The organism is Gilliamella sp. Choc5-1, from assembly GCF_001690595.1.
GTDB lineage: Bacteria > Pseudomonadota > Gammaproteobacteria > Enterobacterales > Orbaceae > Gilliamella > Gilliamella apicola_M.
This window is the reverse complement of the sequence record NZ_LZHH01000054.1, coordinates 49869-63790: the sequence shown is the minus strand read 5'-3', so window position 1 is coordinate 63790 and position 13922 is coordinate 49869. Positions and strand designations below refer to the sequence as shown.

The following is a 13922-nucleotide window of genomic DNA, read 5'->3' as shown; positions in this document are numbered from 1 at the left end:
GGAATTTTATGTGGTGGGCTGTTGCTAAATTTGTTGCTGTTATTGTTGCCAGTTATGTGATTGCACGTGTTACTGCGAAACAACCAAAAAGTAATCGTCCAACCGCTGCAACCGAAGATGATTGGAATATGCCGATACCTGATGAGGGCACTCCTCAGTGTGTTTTTTTCGGTGACTGTTGGACTGCGGATTGGTTTGTACTGGGTTACGGTAACTATCGTTATAGTGCAATTCGTAAGTAAATTGGAGCATTTATTATGAAAATAACAATGGAACATATTCGTGCGGGCGGTGGTTGTGCCGGAGGATTACGTGAGTTTTTTAAACGCTATAACTTGGATTTAAATGCGTTTATTCGTGATGGATATATTGATTCAGAAATAGTTTTAAAAACAGGTGATGCGTTAGCACTACATATTGTCAATATTGCAAAAACAGGGATGAAGTCAAATGGGATCTAAAAAGAAAAAGGTTACCGTAGGATATCGTTATTCATGGGATTTATTTTGCGGGTTAGGTCGTGGTCCAATTGATTCTATTGTTGCGATTACAGCTGATAAGAAAATTGTGTGGTTGGGAAAAGAAGGCGAAGCAAATACGAATTGCTCTATTTATATAAATAAACCCAATTTATTTGGTGGTGAGGACACTGGTGGTGAAGGTGGTATTCAGGGGAACCTTGAAATAATGATGGGTGAACCAAACCAAACTCCATCAAATAGTTTAAAAAGTATTTTAAAAGGATTGATTCCGGGATTTCGTGGTTTGGTCACAACATTTTATTCAGGATTAATCAGTTGTTACAGTGCATCACCAAAACCTTGGTCTTACCGAGTTCGTCGTACAGCGAAAGGTTGGGATAAAGGAAATGTTTGGTATCCTGAAAAATGCACAATCATGTTGCGTGACGATGCATCAGAAATTATTGGTGTTGAAGATGAGATAAAAAGCAAATTACCTGTTGAAGATTTAATTCTCCTTTTAATGAACGAAAACAAAAATAAAAATGAAAATGAAATTGAATTAAAACCTAATATCAATGGTATAGGTAATAATAAAGCCCCCAAACAAAATGAAGAAGAGAAGAAAAAAGAGAAAGAAAAAAAGAAAATTGAGGAAATAAAACAAAAGCTTGCTAAGTTGCGTGCAGCAGTAACTAATAATATTCGTAATATTCATGCAATGAATCCTGCACACATATTATTCGAGTGCGCAACCAATCGAGATTGGGGACGTGGCTTAAACTGGGATGAAATCGATATTGAAAGTTTTAAAAAAGTGGCAGACACACTATTTAATGAAAAGTTTGGTTTATGTTTTCGATACAACCGACAAGACCAACTGCAAACATTTATACAGCAAATTTTAGACCATATTGGAGCTGCTCAATATGCTGATTTATCAACCGGGAAATTAACATTAAAGCTGATTCGCAACGACTATGATCCAGAAAAATTACCATTATTTAATTATGATAACGGTATTTTATCAGTACAAGATGATGATTCAGCGAGTAATGATGCTACATATAATGAAATAGTTGTTACATATAGTAATCCTGTAACACATGAAGATGGAACTGTTCGTGCTCAAAATCTAGCATCAATTCAACAAGTCGGTTTAATTAGTAATTCAGTTGAATATAAAGCAGTGCCAACACAAGAACTGGCCGCTCGCGTGGCTGAGCGAGATCTTGAAATGAATGCAGCGGGCATTACACGTTTAATCATTAAATTTGATAGACGTGGCGGCATATTAGAGCCGGCATCGTGTTTCCGTGTATCTTTACCTGACCGTGATATTGAAAATATGATTTTACGCGTCGGAAAAATAGAAGAACAAAATGATGGTGCTTTATTAATAACTGGCGTGCAGGATGTTTTTAGTTTGTCATCAACATCTTACAGTACATCACAACAAACAAGCGAATGGGTAGCACCAGATAATTCAATTCGGGCAGTTAATGATGTACAACTTATTGAATTACCTTATGCGGTTCTTGTATCAACATTGAGCGCAGCGGATCTAGATTATGTAAAACCATCGTCAGGATACATAGGTGTTATGGCATCAGCACCAACCTCAGCATCAATTAATTATATTTTACAATCTCGTGCAATGGGAACTGACTTTGTTACACAAAGTCAAGGAGATTGGACTCCAAAAGCAACACTAATAAACGATATCGGAAAACTAACAACAAAATTTGAAATCAATTCTGATTGTCAACCAAGCATTGGTGAAGGAATATTAATTAATGATGAGTTCATGCGTGTTGATGCAATTGAAAATAACATAATTACAGTGGGACGAGGTTGCCTTGACTCACTACCAAGTTCCCATAAATGTGGTTCTAAAATCCGTTACTACATGAACGCGATATACCAAGATAATATTGAATATTTATCAGGTGAAAAAGTTCAAGTAAGACTATTAACACAAACAAATATAGGAGTGTTAAATCAAGAAATAGCACCAATAGAAAGCGTTGTAATGTCGAATAGACAAATACGCCCTTATTTGCCGGGAAATATAAAAATAAACGAAGTCTTATACCCCGATTCTATCGATGAAGCCGATAATTATGTATTAACATTTTCACATCGTGACAGAGTATTGCAAGCAGATCAGTTAATTGATTGTTTATCAGATAATATAGGCCCTGAAGATGGCACTGTCTATAAAATAGAAATTGCTGACTATTATACAAAAGAAATTCTGTGGAAGTTTAGTACCACTGATACATTCATATTATTACCGTATTCATCCCATGAAGACTATATTTATGATGATTTACACATTTTAACTTTATATAGCATTCGAGATGGTTATGAATCATTACAAAAATTTGTAACAACACTGCCTGAAGGTCATATCACTGTGGAGAGCAAATAATGTCTAATCAAAGTGAATATTATTACGGTCAAGGAAAAGTGTTTTTAGCACCTATAATAGATGATCATCAATGGCGATGGGTTGGTGATGTATCTTCGTTAAAAATCAATTTTGAATTTGAAGAACAATATAGTAAACGCAGTATTGGTGGACGATTAGTTAACGGCAAAAGGTTTATTACTTTCACAGGGGGAAACGTTACTGCAACTTGGTTTGATCGTTCACTAGAAAATCTTGAATTATTGTTACGAGGAAAGTCTGTATCACATCAACAGGGTTGGACTGAAGAAGAGTTCAGAAATATAAAATCAGGCATGACAATCTATTTACAACATCAAAATATAAGAGACGTTTTTATTGAAAATCTAAATGAAAATATTGATTACATTGTAGATTGTAAAGCTGGTTCAATTATCTTTATAACAAAACCAAAATCGCAACGGCTTCTAGTTGAATATGATTATTCAGGATTAAGCGGTATTAGCATTTTAAATAATGAGCCTAACGATTTTTCACTTCGATATGAAGGAAAAAACATAATAGACGATAAACCAATCAACATCGAGCTTTATCGCTTGTCATTAGATCCCATTGAATTTATCAGCTTGATTGATGATAAATCAGAATTTTCAAATGTTGAAACTACATTACAGTTATTATCTGATTTATCAAAAAATCCCAAATCAGATTTTGGACTATTCGGCAGAATAATACAGTTTAATGATTTCAACGACATCTTATACGATGATGAAATTGCTTATGATGAACGATACCAATTTGCATATTAGAGGAAACATAATGGAACATTTAATTGAAGAAGCAACATGGGAAAATAATGTATATCTCATTCAGCGAAAAGACCGCGTCGGCGGTGGTGTGCGTGGTATAGCAAACAAGCCCCATCACGAATTAGCAAACAGAACACAATATTTAAAAAGAGAAATTGATACAATTAATAGTGCATTAGAGTTTACATTATCTGCATCTAAAGATAATTCCAATTTTGATGCTAAGTGTAATCGCATCGAAAATTTAAAAAAACCAGAAAACAAAAACGATGCCGTTAATAAAGAGTATGTCGACTGTAATGATGAAAAACTACAAAAACAAGTAAACAAGCTAATCGAGGCTAAGATTGGCTATGAGTCAATTGGTAACTTCAATGATGGATGTTCTATAAATACAAGAAATGAAATTGTTTATGATGAACAAACAAAAAAATATTATGCATGGGCAGGTAATTTACCTCATCACGTTTTACCTGAAACTAATGTGACTGATGAAATGAACAACGGAAAGCCGTGGCTAGTCATTGAAAATTCAAACGAGTTTATAGCAAAAATTGAGAGCATTAAACAAATAGCACAAAGTGTAGCTACACAATTCTATGGTTTTAAAAAAGATGGTGCAAAATTGATTTTAGAAACAGCAGGAAATATAGATAACAACATATTAAATATTGAGAACTTTTTAGAATGGGTGATTGCTCCTGGCGGCTGTGAATTTACTGTTAACAATAAAAACTTACTGATGGTTATATAAAAAAGAGAGGTAAAAATGGCGACAATAAACTTAGGTAACATCAGATTTAACTGGTGTGGAACATACAACAGTTCAACAACATATACAAAAGATGACGTTGTTGGTTTTGACGGCTCTGCATTTATCGCAAAAAAAACTGTAAAAAATATCAATCCTAACAGTAATGAATTTTGGGACTTGATGATTGCTGGAGCTGAAAAACCATACATTGTTGGTGAACAAAAGCTAATGGCATTCAGAGCATCAGAACTACCGCATGGCTGGTATTTCCGAAATGGTGATAACTATTTACTCGATTCACCCCAAGGTCGAGCGTTAAATAGTTTATCTGCAAACTACAAAGAAGATTACAAAATCACAATCAAAGTAATTAACGGTCAACAATATATCAATGTCCCAACCGCGTTTTCGGATGACGGTAGAGGTTTTTTTGAGCGTGCAGTTAATGGAACTAGCAGGCAAGTTGGTAGTATTGAAAATGATGCAATTCGTAATATCTGGGGACAACTTTATAATGTCATGCAATGGCGTGGAACTGTTGGAGTTGGCGTTTTTCATGTTGGTGAACCGAATACTGCTGGATCGGGATTAAATAACAGACACTCGAATGCAGCCACATATGCTACTGATTCTGATTTTCCGGAACGAACTATAACATTTGACGCATCACGTGTAGCACCTGTTACTAGTGACGACAACAGACCTTTAAATATCGGTATGACACCCGCAATCTATCTTGGAGTTTAATATGATTAATTATTATTTTGATAACACAAATGAGCTAAAACCGTTTACTCATGAACTCGAAGCTAACGATAATACGCTACCGCCTGATAATGCGTTGCGCGTAGAACCAAAATTCAAAGACGGATATTGGCCATGTGAAAAAAACGGCGAGTGGGTTTTAGTTGAGGACCATCGAGAAAAAACAGTATACAACATTGAAACAAAAGCACCCGTTAAGATTGATTATCTGGGTGAGGTTAGAGATGGTTTTACTGAGTTAGAACCATTCGATTTTTGTAAGTGGGATGGCACAAAATGGGTATTGGATAATGATACTAAAAATGAAAGCATTATCAAAAATAATCAATCGTTGAAAAACGCATTACTCAATGAAGCAAATGAGAAAATATCAATACTACTCGACGCTATTGATTTAGATATGGCTGAAGATGGTGATGAAGAAAAATTAAAGAATTGGAAAAAATATAGAATTCTGTTAACTCGTATCGACACATCAGATATAAATGTAATTTTCCCAACAAAACCGTAAAATGTAATTTATTTTCAAATATAGAAATACACGGCGTGGTTAATTATCAATTAATTTAAACAATAATTATCACGCGCCGCATCAACTAAGACCTGATTTAGCCCACGATCCACGTCATTGCCCAAAGTTAGTTGTGATCGCAAAACCTGATGAACCAATCAATAAAAGATTAGTTCATTTTATTAGTAATCAACTAAAGGAAGAAGGTTCGCTACCAAAACGATATTTGTGTGGCTGTATAGTTAGCGAAAACGCCCCCCAGTTTTTAAGTGAGCAACTGATTAACATCGGTTTAAAGTTAGGTCAATTAATTGGAGTTCGTTTTGTTCCTTTTTATGAACCGTTTAGAATGTTTTTATTGCAAGAAGGCAATAAAATTTGTCCTGATTGGTTACCAACTTTATTAAATTGCTGTAGTACTTACTGTTTTACATCCTTCACCAATCATTTGCAGGTTATTCAATCATTATCTTATACCCCTGAACCCTTTGATCTATTTGTAACAGAAGAAACTAAAACTTTTTTAAAACAATCGGTTAAGCTATATCATTTAACCGTGGCTTGGCAAAATATCTGTGAAAATCAAAATAAAAATATTGAAGATTCAGACATATTATTATTAGCAGATTTTTATAACAAAGCAAAAATAGAAGGGTTAGAAGATAGCAACGATCTATTTACTTTATCATTAGTGCTTATGCGCTATAAAAACCGATTAGATCCCAAATCGTTAAAAGCCGCGATAGCGAACGCAATAGATGAACCGGGCACTTTAGCACAGCATTTAAGTCAAATAGAGCTAGAACAATAATAACAAAGGAATATATCATGGAAAAAATCGACCCTAATATTTTTACTGAAGCAAAAAACACTTCAGCAATGGCCGATGGTGGATGTGGTACTTGTCAACGAAACGGCATGCCATTTTTTTTAGTCCGTCAATCGGTTATTAATCCCAATGCTTACCACGGTATAGACTGGTCAGAAAGTGTACCTAAATTGACTGATAGGCGCCCTAACGTGGCACTAACGAAGCATAAATACGCTTTAAGAATGCTACGCAAAGGATATGTTTATGTATTAATGGAACAAAATGGCATTCGAAAATTATTAGGCTACGAAGTGACCTCGAAAGGAGCATTACGGCATCGATCCATTTACCATATGAAAAAATACGAAATTGAAGATTTAGCTGAAAAATGCACTGAAAAGAACCACAATATCCCTGCTATTTTTGCCAATATTGATGTATTAAATGCCACGGTATGGATAGCTTATAGCCGTCGAGCTTGGTCAAAAGATATTGAAGATTATTACCGTTCTCCAGATGCCGATTTAAGACGATTCACCAAAGTAACGATAAACGATAAAACCCGAAACGACCCTACTGCTTTAACCGACGGGCGTAGCTTTGCTTTCAACGATTTACTTGACAAGAATAAAGCACCTTATTTACCTGAGTTTTTTTTTGACAAAAAAGATTTTAACGTACGTTTTCCAAGTGCACATGAATTTTATGATTATTCAGATAAAGATAATTTAAACGCAATTGCAAATATAGCCGCAAAATTTGAAAAGCAGTATCAATGTACAATAGGTTGCATTGTGCTAGAAGACACCTTCGGCATAGCCGAAGAGCTAAATGCTCAACGATTTCGGAACTTTGATCCTATTAATAATGCCTTTTTAGAGCACGAACGAGAAATAGAGAAAAAATTAACTGATGCCTATAACGAAAAAATAGCAGATTATACGCCATCGGATAACTGGTTAAATGCGTCTGATGAGTTACCACAGCTATTTCCATATGCGAAAGACTATTTTCAAAGCCTTATAAATCCTAATATTGATGACAATCAAAGTGACACCGCACAGTCACAAGCAATAACAGTCCCCCTAAGACCCAATACAAATACCTCCAAATATTATCATAAATATTTTTCTACTGAGCGTGGCTATAAACGCAGGATTGTGTCTTGTATTGACGCTTATAAAAAAGGATTGAAGAACTATTGTAATAACGTTATAGACAAAGATTATGAAGGCGTTGACACTCAACCAAAATATTATGACGCCTATGAACCAAGCTCTAATTATAAAGGTGCGAAGGCTTCTTATTATAATACTATCAAAACATTACAAGAAAATGGATATAAAGAAGTTGCCTTATCAGAAGCAGAAAAAAAAGAACTACTCACAAAGCATAAATCCGCCATACCAGCTGTTGATGTAAGACGATTTCATTGGACATTGGATAATGCAGCTCAAAGCAAATTTAAAAGGCAATGGGCAAAACTGTCTGCACGGCTAGATAAGGGTAAACTAGATGCATTTCGCCAAGAAGGAAAACAACTATTTGACGAAATTGTTAAAGATATCCGCAAAATATCAATCGATTATTTAATTTATGTCACATGGCTTTTTGGCTCCAAAGACAAACCATCGCTTTATGCACCAGTTGAACTGACCGATTATAACCAAGTGGAATTTTGGAAGCGTGAACAAGAAAACGACTACTCTAAAGACCACTTAGGCTATTTTGAAGATGTTACCGCCATGTTACAAGGTAATATCCAAATGGCGAAGCTACCCGAACAGTTTGGCTTATGGGACAGCCTATTACGAGACGAAAACTCCATCTATTTTTATCTATTAAAAGGTCAGGATAATAACCTGTATGAATGGTTACTAAAAAAACGTACTGATGAAATGGAGCAAAATCAAGATGCAGCAAACCACAAAACGAAAGTAACCATTCTCAATGAATTAGTGGGCAAAATTAACGATATTTTGAATTTGCCAATTGATGTGAAAGATACCACCTTATTTGTGGATAAAATGGAAGTAATAATGAATTGGATGGCAGCAGGTATTGCAAATCCACCAAAGAATGCGAAGTTAATTAACGACGTTTTAATGAAAGATCATGGCACAGAACTGCTTAAAATTTTTTCGGGTATTGAGCATAGGCGTATAAGTTTACCGGTGAAAATTAAAAACTTACCCAAAGTTTATGAAATTTTGATGGAGCATTCAGATGTATCAACGGTGAGCATTGATAAAAATTCCAAGCTGTATAAGCTATCAAAAGTATCAGATGCCGATAAGCGTTGGCAATTTGAAAGCCAACTGACTAAAAAACAGCTCGAAAAAACGGTTCAAATGGAATTTATGGTGGTAGCTGATGATATTGCCTCAATGAATAACATGATTGATGAGTTGAAAAAAGGCGGTAATTTAAAAGAACCCACCCTTGCCAAAGCTAAAAATGTATTAGGCGCTAAAATTAAACATGCTCACCAATTTAGTGGCGAGCTAACCCTAGATGAACTTGAAAAAGCAATAGAGCAAGTTGCTAAACGACGAATCAAGTTTGATGCCACAAGAGGGGTTTTGATGAATGGGATAATGATATTTTTACAAGGTCACCTATTCAGTCAAAATAGGCAAGTACTCGAGGCTGAAGGGCGTGAAATGCGGCAAGAAGTGAAAGAGGCAATTCTTAATGACATGGTAAAGACTGGTGTAATTATGTCGTTAATGTCGGCCGAAGTAATGGCTTACACCATTAAGCTAGTCGGTAGTGCATTACCCAAAACCAATATCTTTACCACCATGATACCGGGTTGTGAGAAATTTCTGAAAGTCACTGGAGCAACGCTAGCGCTTATTACGATATTGGACGGGGTCATGGATATTTATAAAGGGGTTGGTTATGTGAAAAATGGTGATAGTTCAGATGGATGGTTAGTTTTTTCTGGAGGTTTGCTTTCTTCAATCTCTGGAGGTATAGGTTTGTATGGCGCAATATTTTCTCTTACCCTTTCGGTTGCGCTTTTAGCTATAGCTTTTGCCGTTATCGGTGTAATTTTGGTGTATATAGGCTCAGAAGCCGATCGCTGGTCACCGCTACAAATTTGGTTTAATCGTTGCTATTTTGGTAATCATAAGCATCCAGAACAAGGGCAACCTTACCCTCTCACCGCGGTTGGCACCAGTGCCGCATTAAATGACTATTTTGCTTATCTTTCAGGCATCTATTTAGCTTTAAATTATCAATTTTATGATATGGAGTTCTTTTTTGACGATATTCTTAATGATTCTGATGAAAACGCCGCATTAATTTATGCCGGTGGATTGCATGTGCATATTAAACTGCCCAATTTTGATGCACAAAGCCGTTATACCTGTATGGTCTATCTAACTGATTCTGAAGGGCAATCGGCTAAGGTCAAAATTGAAAAAGGTAAAGACGATAAAAATCTGAATGTTACGGTATCACCCAATCAATGTAATCATGATTTAGTACGCTGGGTTGCTTCTAAAGATTATCCTATTGAATCAAATGCAAATGCTACCGTAGCGATAGACCAAAAAGTTGCCGAATTAAGGGTAAAAGCGAAAAAAGTGATTGGCATTTTGCACTATTGGCAAGGTAAAGACGCCAAATCGCCACTACGCATTGAACATATTATCAATTAAAAAAACAAAAAAGTGAGAACGTAATAATGCCATCTAAATATCAACCGCAAGTTTCCGCATGGCGTGGGGATTTGCATAAAGGCGTATATACAACGCAATTACATTTAAGTAATAATAAAAAACTACGTTATGCTAATGATGATTACTGCGAATTTTCACGGCGTTTAGGAGGGGGGTATTTTGCTCGTGGGATTACAGCATTTATTTCCTCAATTCTTGTTTTATTATCATTATGGATTTTATATATGGGAGTTTTCGTTATTATTACAGTAAGTGATGATAGAATAATAACAATATCAGCTAGTTTATTGGTATTATTTATTGCTTATTTTCTTTTTCAATTCTTGCTAAATATACTGTTTGCCCCCGAAGATTGTCCCATTCGTTTAAACCGTAAAACAGGTAAAGTTTATATTTATGATCATTCTCTTTTATATTTTGGAACATGGGCTACCTTTACTCGTTCACCCTTTAGAGCTAAAGAGATAACCGTTAAAGAGTTTAATTGGGCAGATATTCAAGGGTGTATGACCTCAGTATCAGTTCCTATTGCTAGTGGCGGAATGGTTAGAAGTTATCGCCTAGAGTGTGTGGTATGTGAACCTAATACTACTAAAGTGATAGACCACTTTCTGTTGGCGGCCGGCAGCAGTTTAGGTTATGAATGGATGTGGATAAATAGCTATATGGTTTTTTCTGATAATAATTTGGATGCCGAATTGATGCCAGAAGAAATTGACAAAAAATCCAAAGCCAGCTCGCTTGAAGAGTATCAGAAAATAGATGCTGAGTATAAAAAAATTAAGGAATAAATAATCTCCAAAGTACCCTGACGATAGACCAAAAAGTTGCCGAATTAAGGGTAAAAGCGAAAAAAGTGATTGGCATTTTGCACTATTGGCAAGGTAAAGACGCCAAATCGCCCCTACGCATTGAACATATTATCAATTAAAAAAACAGAAAAGTGAGAACGTAATAATGCCATCCAAATATCAACCGCAAGTTTCCGCATGGCGCGAGGATTTGCATAAATGGGTATATACAACAAAATTACATTTAAGTAATAATAAAAAATTACGTTATGCTAATGATGATTATTGTGAATTTTCAAGACGATTAACAGGGATGAGTCCTTTGCTTCGTATACTTATGATAACTATTGCTTCTGCAACTGTTTTATTATCATTAGTAGTCTTGTACTTTGTTATACCAATTATTTTTTTTGAAAAAAGTAAAACTAGATTTATATTTATACCATGTTGTCTATTAGTGTTTTTTGGTATGTATATCTTCTTTCTAATGGCTTCGAATATTTTTTTTGCTCCTGAAGATTGTCCCATTCGTTTCAATCGAAAAACAGGTAAGGTTTATATTTATGACCATTTTCTTTTATATTTTGGGTCGTGGGCAACTTTTACTCGCTCACCTTTAAAAGTAAAAGAAATTACGATTAAGGAGTTTAATTGGGCAGATATTCAGGGGTGTATGACCTCAGTATCAGTTCCTCTTGCTAGTGGCGGAATGGTTAGAAGCTATCGTCTAGAATGTGTAGTATGCGAGCCTAATACTACTAAAGTGATTGACCACTTTCTACTAGCAGCCTATAGCAGTTTAAACTATTACGAATGGATGTGGATAAATAGCTATATGGCGTTTTCGGATAATAATTTGGATGGGGAGTTGATGCCAGAAGATGAGTTTACATGGCCCATCAAAGTCAACTGGCCAGAAGAAATTGACAAAAAATCCAAAGCGAGCTCGCTTGAAGAGTATCAGAAAATAGATGCACAATATCAAAAGGTGGAAATTAATAATATAAAAAATAAAGGAAAATGAAACATGAGTAAATTACGCGGAGTTATTCGGTTAGGCGATTTGACAGATCATGGAGGAAAAGTAATTACCGCTTCATCGACAATGACAGTTTTAGGCAAACCTGTTGCTCTAGTTGGCGATTTGGTTAGCTGCCCAATAAAAGGTCATGGTATTAATCCTATTATTGAAGGTGACTCAACTTTTACCATTCAAGGTAAGCAAGTCGCTTTAGATGGTCATAAAAGCAGTTGTGGTTGTCATCATTATCCGAGGTAGGAAAAAGCTAATGTCTATCGATTTAACATCACTGCCATCCCCATTACCTAAAGCTAAAAAAATGAATCTTTTATTTTGGGGTATTTTGCTGATCGTGTTTATTTTACTTGGTTGTATCATTACAGTTATACTCAGTTTTTTTACGACATATCAGATATACTATTTATTTCAGGTCTTTTTGCTTTTCCTTTTGTTTCTTGGTTGTTTATATTTTTATACGGTGCTTTTTTATATGGTAACCGTGTAATTCATATTGAACAGTGGAATTTGTGTATAGAAGAGCGCAAACAAAAACTGATTAATTATGGACAGCGAGGATTATATGTTTTAGGTTTTTCGCTTATAACCGAACAAGGCGATACAGGAAACGCCAATGCCTTAATTAATAATGATTTTATCATTACAAGTAAATTACACCCTAATAGTGGTATTGTTATTCCCCATACATCTTTATCTGCATTTGGTGATATGACATCTGATAGATTTGATGATCGCTTGAAATTAATTTTGACTCATTTTGAAAAAGAATACAAAACTAAATTTTCAACAGTTTTAGATCAAAAAAATTTGCATGTTCGATTATTTATTGAGGCTGAAATTCCAAACGACAAAATTAAAACATTATGGATGATGACATTAGGAAAAATGATTTCTTATCCAGTTAGTTTTGAAATTGAAAATCCAGTTAATTCATCTACATTTATAGAAACATGGTTAGATGATCGTGCTCATGATGATGAGTTGCTTTTAGTTATAAATACGCATCTATTTTCTATTCCTATTAAAAATGAAGGTGAGTTTGCTTCGATGCTAATTTTAGCTGGGGAAAATGTGAAGATAGAACAGCTTTTTCCTATATTTAATTCACCATTAATAAAAGTTCATCGTAGTGAACAAAAAGCAAAACTAACGAAAACTATTGATCATGCCTTATTGTGGGGAAGTGGTAATGATAATTATTATGGTGGAGTTTGGTATAACGGAATTTTGCCAGATTTAAATACTGAAATTTTGAATTACTTTAACCAGATTCAATTTGAAGCTAAAGATCATTTTAATATTGATGGATCAATTGGTTATGGTTGGCAAGTCACAACTTGTTGCTTCAGTTGTTTCGTGTGTGCAAAGCAAGGGGCTTAAAATAACCTAATAGGTTTCAGTAAATCGGTACATTTTTGTTAAAAATGACTAAATTTTATATCAAAATAACTTATATTTTTTGAATTAATGCTAAATTTTGACCATGATATTTGTCTCCTATGATTTTTGTTTATATCATAGAGTGGCTTTTGCCTACTTTTTTGGTGAGGGTCAGGAAGTTAATAGCAGATTATTGCTACGCTTGTTTGCAATAAGGAGCAATAGTCTTTTATTTAATCTGATATTTAAGTTATTTTATAACACAAAAGGTGAGTCATGCAGGGGCGTTAATAAGCCTTGTTTCGTAGTTACTTCCCTAAAAATAGGATAAAAGATAAATGAATTAAATAAGTTTAGTTAAGGACTATTTAGTTATGAACAAATATAAAATATTTGGAATATGATAAAACGTAAAGTTGGCTCCTCCAACAGGACTTGAACCTGTGACATACGGATTAACAGTCCGCCGTTCTACCGACTGAACTATGGAGGAACC

The 13922-nt window shown here is 34.8% G+C and carries 13 protein-coding genes and 1 tRNA gene; 13 read left to right on the top strand and 1 reads right to left on the bottom strand.

Annotated features, from left to right (window positions below; all coding sequences use genetic code 11):
* Window positions 1-8 precede the first annotated feature (8 nt).
* The 13 genes from A9G35_RS05310 (at window position 9) to A9G35_RS05250 (ending at window position 13426) form a co-directional block, all read left to right on the top strand.
* Entirely contained in the window at window positions 9-242 is a 234-nt protein-coding gene (locus A9G35_RS05310) for a hypothetical protein (RefSeq protein WP_065574298.1), read from the top strand.
* A 15-nt stretch (window positions 243-257) separates the two neighbouring features.
* Window positions 258-461, top strand: a complete 204-nt coding sequence (locus A9G35_RS05305) for a hypothetical protein (protein WP_065574299.1) — start codon at window positions 258-260, stop codon at window positions 459-461.
* Window positions 451-2895 (top strand): phage tail protein, encoded by a 2445-nt coding sequence (locus A9G35_RS05300; protein ID WP_065635985.1) that lies wholly within the window; start codon window positions 451-453, stop codon window positions 2893-2895. The genes A9G35_RS05305 and A9G35_RS05300 overlap by 11 nt, the downstream gene beginning before the upstream one ends.
* The gene (locus A9G35_RS05295; RefSeq protein ID WP_065635984.1) at window positions 2895-3683 is read left to right on the top strand and encodes a hypothetical protein; all 789 of its coding nucleotides are present in this window, start codon (window positions 2895-2897) and stop codon (window positions 3681-3683) included. The genes A9G35_RS05300 and A9G35_RS05295 overlap by 1 nt, the downstream gene beginning before the upstream one ends.
* Window positions 3684-3693: 10 nt before the next feature.
* Window positions 3694-4437 carry a hypothetical protein gene (locus A9G35_RS05290; protein ID WP_065635983.1) on the top strand — a complete coding sequence of 248 codons (744 nt, stop codon included), beginning with the start codon at window positions 3694-3696 and terminating at the stop codon, window positions 4435-4437.
* A gap of 15 nt (window positions 4438-4452) precedes the next feature.
* On the top strand, window positions 4453-5184 hold the full coding sequence (locus A9G35_RS05285; RefSeq protein ID WP_218057209.1) for a hypothetical protein: 732 nt from the start codon (window positions 4453-4455) through the stop codon (window positions 5182-5184).
* A gap of 1 nt (window position 5185) precedes the next feature.
* Window positions 5186-5713: a tail fiber assembly protein gene (locus tag A9G35_RS05280; RefSeq protein WP_065635982.1), complete on the top strand. Its 528-nt coding sequence runs from the start codon at window positions 5186-5188 to the stop codon at window positions 5711-5713.
* 133 nt (window positions 5714-5846) lie between these two features.
* On the top strand, window positions 5847-6524 hold the full coding sequence (locus A9G35_RS05275; protein ID WP_065635981.1) for a hypothetical protein: 678 nt from the start codon (window positions 5847-5849) through the stop codon (window positions 6522-6524).
* 17 nt (window positions 6525-6541) lie between these two features.
* A complete protein-coding gene (locus tag A9G35_RS05270) occupies window positions 6542-10195 on the top strand; it encodes a toxin VasX (RefSeq protein WP_065635980.1) in 3654 nt (1217 codons plus the stop codon).
* A gap of 26 nt (window positions 10196-10221) precedes the next feature.
* Window positions 10222-11007 (top strand): DUF6708 domain-containing protein, encoded by a 786-nt coding sequence (locus tag A9G35_RS05265; protein ID WP_065635979.1) that lies wholly within the window; start codon window positions 10222-10224, stop codon window positions 11005-11007.
* Window positions 11008-11173: 166 nt separating this feature from the next.
* Window positions 11174-12031, top strand: a complete 858-nt coding sequence (locus A9G35_RS05260; protein ID WP_065635978.1) for a DUF6708 domain-containing protein — start codon at window positions 11174-11176, stop codon at window positions 12029-12031.
* 3 nt (window positions 12032-12034) lie between these two features.
* Window positions 12035-12286: a PAAR domain-containing protein gene (locus A9G35_RS05255; protein WP_065635977.1), complete on the top strand. Its 252-nt coding sequence runs from the start codon at window positions 12035-12037 to the stop codon at window positions 12284-12286.
* 75 nt (window positions 12287-12361) lie between these two features.
* Complete coding sequence (locus tag A9G35_RS05250) at window positions 12362-13426, top strand: hypothetical protein (protein WP_065635976.1); 1065 nt, start codon at window positions 12362-12364, stop codon at window positions 13424-13426.
* Window positions 13427-13843: 417 nt separating this feature from the next.
* Here A9G35_RS05250 and A9G35_RS05245 read toward each other — a convergent pair.
* A tRNA-Asn gene (locus tag A9G35_RS05245) sits at window positions 13844-13919 on the bottom strand.
* Window positions 13920-13922: the final 3 nt, after the last annotated feature.